General features: G+C 56.8%; 2 protein-coding genes. Both read right to left on the reverse strand.

Annotation, left to right across the window (positions count from 1 at the left end):
- Positions 1–1,198 (reverse strand): TolC family protein (locus WA354_RS21720; RefSeq protein ID WP_472815112.1); only part of this gene is annotated, 1,198 nt, incomplete at its 3' end.
- A 557-nt stretch (positions 1,199–1,755) separates the two neighbouring features.
- Positions 1,756–4,021: outer membrane beta-barrel protein (locus WA354_RS21725; RefSeq protein WP_472815113.1), on the reverse strand; the 2,266-nt coding region annotated here is incomplete at its 5' end.

The raw sequence follows: 4,021 nt of genomic DNA on the forward strand, positions 1-4,021 counted from the left end.
TTGCAGCGCCATGCTTGTAGGCGTACTCACTGATGTCGCGGGATTGCTGCGCATTATCTAGATAGCCCGACTTATAAAGGGAAATGATCTTATCGTTGGAGCGAACGCTCTCAAAAGCATCTCTCACGTCGGTCAGTACCTGTCCGGTCGCGTACTTCTCCTGTTCCTGCGCTTGCGTAATGCCGAAGCCAGTGCGCGCTATTTCTCCCTGGTTGCGATCGAAGATTGGCAACTGTATTTGCCCGAAGAGTGAGATATCGTTGGTGGAACTAAGGTGGGTGTAACTGACTTGACCCGTTACATCTCGTTTGCCGATGGATTGCTGCAGCGCATGCTGGCTGTTCGCAGCATTCACGCCCGAGCGCGCGGCCTGCAGATCGGGCCTGTTCTGCAGGGCTTTTTCCTGAAAGTCTTCCAGGTTGCCTGCGACTGGAACGTAATCGAATGCGCCCGCAACATCGAAGTCCGCATCAATCGATTCATAACCGAGCAACTGGCGGAGATCGGACAACCCTTGCACTCTTGAAAGCTGGGCCGCGGAGATGTCCGACTGAAATTGAAGCAACTGGAGCTTGATCTTCAGCAGGTCGCCTTCTCCAATATCGCCTGCCTTGTAGCGGGCTTCACTGATGTCGACGGTGTCTTGAAAGCTCTTGAGATCCTGTGTCGCAAGTTCCAGGGTCGATTCAGCGAGTTCGATATTGATGTACTGCGAAGCAACGTTGAATGCAAGGCTGCGTTCGCTATCGGCTACCTGCCACCGTGTAACAGCCGTCTGGTCCTTCGCCGCTTGCAAGCGGTGTTGCCGCTTTTTGCCGCGTTCAAAGAGGTAACTAACCCCTAGATCGAATTGCGCGGTGTTGTCGATGTAATCTGCGCTGAACTGACTTGGTTCGAAGAGCGGCAGGAACTGAGCGTCACCCAGCAACACGGGGTTGGGACGCAGATTCGCCGTCTTTTCTTCCGCTTCGCTCTGCCTGATGGTGGTGCGGGCGGCCAGTAAATTGTGGTTGTGCTGAATCGCCATCTGGATGGCATCCTCCAGCGAAATGGTTTTTGCCCCTGGGCTTTGAGAGAGATTGTTTGCCTGCGGAGCCGGTTTCTGCGCACTTTGAGCAGGAGGAGACTGGGCGCCACCGACCTCGAAAAGACAGAGAGGGACGACCAGGAACAAACACCACAAACCTTGCAGACGCATAGGCAATCAGCCTCCTTCGAGAGACATGAACTGATGGTCGTGCCGAGCGGCACGGAAGGAAGGGAGAGACTATGCGGGAGGTGCCCGTGCGGGAATCTGCAACGGGATAGCTTGAGCGATGAAGTTAGCGCAGTGCGAAACAGGTCCGGCGCCCACAGGAATCAGGACGCATGCACTGACGCCTGGTACGGCCGGGGCAATCACCAGATGGCAAAGCGAACATGTATCGGCGGCAGAGTCGGCATGGTGATGCCAAACCGTCCCGAGCGCAGCCCCCAGCAATAGCACAAGGAGCGCTATAGGGACTACGACACACCAGATTCGCTTTTGCTCATCCATGTTTTGGACTAGACTTCAAAAACCCGATAGGGGATAGCAAGTAGTGTATTCCATAATCCTCATTCTTAGGGATTTAGCTTAGGTGATCTATGCATTTCTGGCGAAAACCCTAGCGTTTCATTCGTTTTGCGGCCTGCTGCCACAAGGGAGTGGCGCCGTTCAACGCAGAGTCCCATTCATTTCGACGGGAAGATCGGCAGGCGGTTAGTGGACCGCGGTTAGAAGGTCAACCGGATGCCGACCTGCATGGCGAAAGGGATGCCAACCGTGGTTCCCGGTCCGAAGAAGTCCCCGAGGGCACCCCCTGCAACGCGTAGCTGGTCCCGGCTGGTAATGGGCTGAGTCGCAGAGCAGGACGCGTCAGAACATATGTCGGTGATGTTGCCCTTCTGTGCCTCCGTTGACGGGACGGGAAGCGAAGCGATATTCGTGACAAAATTCGCGCCAGGGTTATTGCGATTAAACAGATTGAAGAACTCTATAAAGGGCAGAAGCGTATTGCGGTCGCCTAATCTGATGGGTCGGCCCACGCGCACGTCCGCCTGGATATAAGGCGTGCCGCGAAATTGATCCAGCGCGGTGGGAATGCCGTTGATCTGGATGCGGCCTGTACCGTCGGCTGTGGTGATGGTGTAGGGTCTGGCGCTCTCGGCCTGGGTCAGGGTGCTGAGTTCGAGCCCCATGGGCGCCTCCCAGGTTCCGGCAAGGACGAATCGGTGGCGGACGTCTTCTCCGGATGGGCCGTAATCGCCGGGGCCGAAGGGATCGAGCGGATTGCACACGCCGTTCACGTAATCAAAGAGCTCGCCCAAAACGCAGCCCCAGGTTTGCGCCTGAGCAAGGGTGTAATTGGCGATGAAGTTTAGCCTGTGTGAAACATGGCCTTGTAAGTGGAGCATGAGCGCGTTGTAACTGGAGCGGTTATCAGAATGAGAGACGTTGATATCCGGGACGACGCTGGCCTGCCCCGGATCAGAAGGCGCAAGTAACGGAGTAAGCAGATTTGTACCGCCCGTGTAACTGTAGCCGCGGTAGGCATGATTTCCCTGCTCGTGGGTATAGTCGGCACTCAGCGCCCAACCAGCATGGAAGGAATGCTCCAACCCGCCGGTTATGTGAATCGCATAGGGAGTCTTGTAGTTCGAGTCAATCAGGCTGCCGCTTCCTCCCAGGGCGGAGCCCGGAACGCAACCGCTATTTTCTGGGCCACCCGGATTTGCAACAGGATCCACGCAGGGGCCGGGCCGCGTATTGACTGCTTGAAATGCAGTGGCCCATCCGGTCTGAGCCAAATCATCTGCGTACAGGCCGATGCCCGCGCGCAATACAGTCTTCCCGCTGGCGCCCGGAGAAAACACCAGGCCCAGCCGCGGGCCAAATTGCGTACGATCGTCGTGCGGCGCGCTGGAGACAAGTGGGATGTCGAGCGCCTTGAGCGTGAGGAAGGCGGGATTCTCCTGCTGCGTGCGGCCAGTCGCATACAGCAGGCCAAATGAGGCGCTGTAGCGCAGGCCGTAGTTCACGGTCAGATTCCTGGTGGCGCGCAAAGAGTCCTGAGCATAAAGCGCCATGCGCTGCACATTCTGCGAGAAGCTGCCGCCCAGGTTCGAAGTGGAAGCGCCCGCCTGCATGTCCGACGGGAATTGGGCGAGGTTGGCGGAACTGGCTACGTAGTACGTCGGATTTTGCGGAAGCTGATAGAGCGTTTCGTCGTTGCTGGGGAATGCTCCGCCAAAGACCGGCTCGTGAATGAAGTTGATGCCGAACTTCACTGAATGGCGCGCGGTTGCGTTCGTGATGTCGTAGCGTAGCTGATACTTTTGCTGGCTGCGCTCAGACGGAAAGTACGTGATTGGAGTGGCAAACTGATTGTCACCAAAGGTCTCGAAGCCCGAGACGGTTAGTGCGGTTGAACTGAATGGGAATGCCAGGGCGAATCCCAGGTTCGAATTGCGATCTTGTGTGAGGTGCAGGCCGCTCGCGCCCAGCACGAGCCTGCCAAGCCACGTCGGACTGAAGACGAACTCATTGCTGATAACGAGATTCAGATAGTTGTTGTGCGTTAAGAGACCGGTAGAAGGCAGAGTTCCCTGTTGCACAAGGTTGTTGTGGGTGGTGTAGTTATCAACGGAACTGCGAAGAAACCAAGCGGACTTTTCCGATTGCATCCAATCAAAGCGCAACGAACCAAGGCCGTCTCGAAATGGAATGGGCACGTTCGCTGGAACGGAGATGGATGAGACGCCGGGAATGAGGCCCTGAGAGGCGATCGCGGCGAGAGCATCGAATTCGGCAATGTTAGACGGACTGTACACGATGCTGGCGTCTTCGTGGACCAGTTCCGTGCCCGCGAAGAACCACAGTTTCTGCCGCTTCAATGGGCCGCCGAGAGTTCCCACATAGTTCTGACGCGAGAACGGCTGCTTCGGATCAGGTGCTGGATTCTCGATGGGGAAGCGCGCATTAAGTACCGCGGCGCGTTCG

The sequence above is a fragment of the Occallatibacter sp. genome (genome assembly GCF_049802275.1).
GTDB lineage: Bacteria > Acidobacteriota > Terriglobia > Terriglobales > Acidobacteriaceae > Telmatobacter.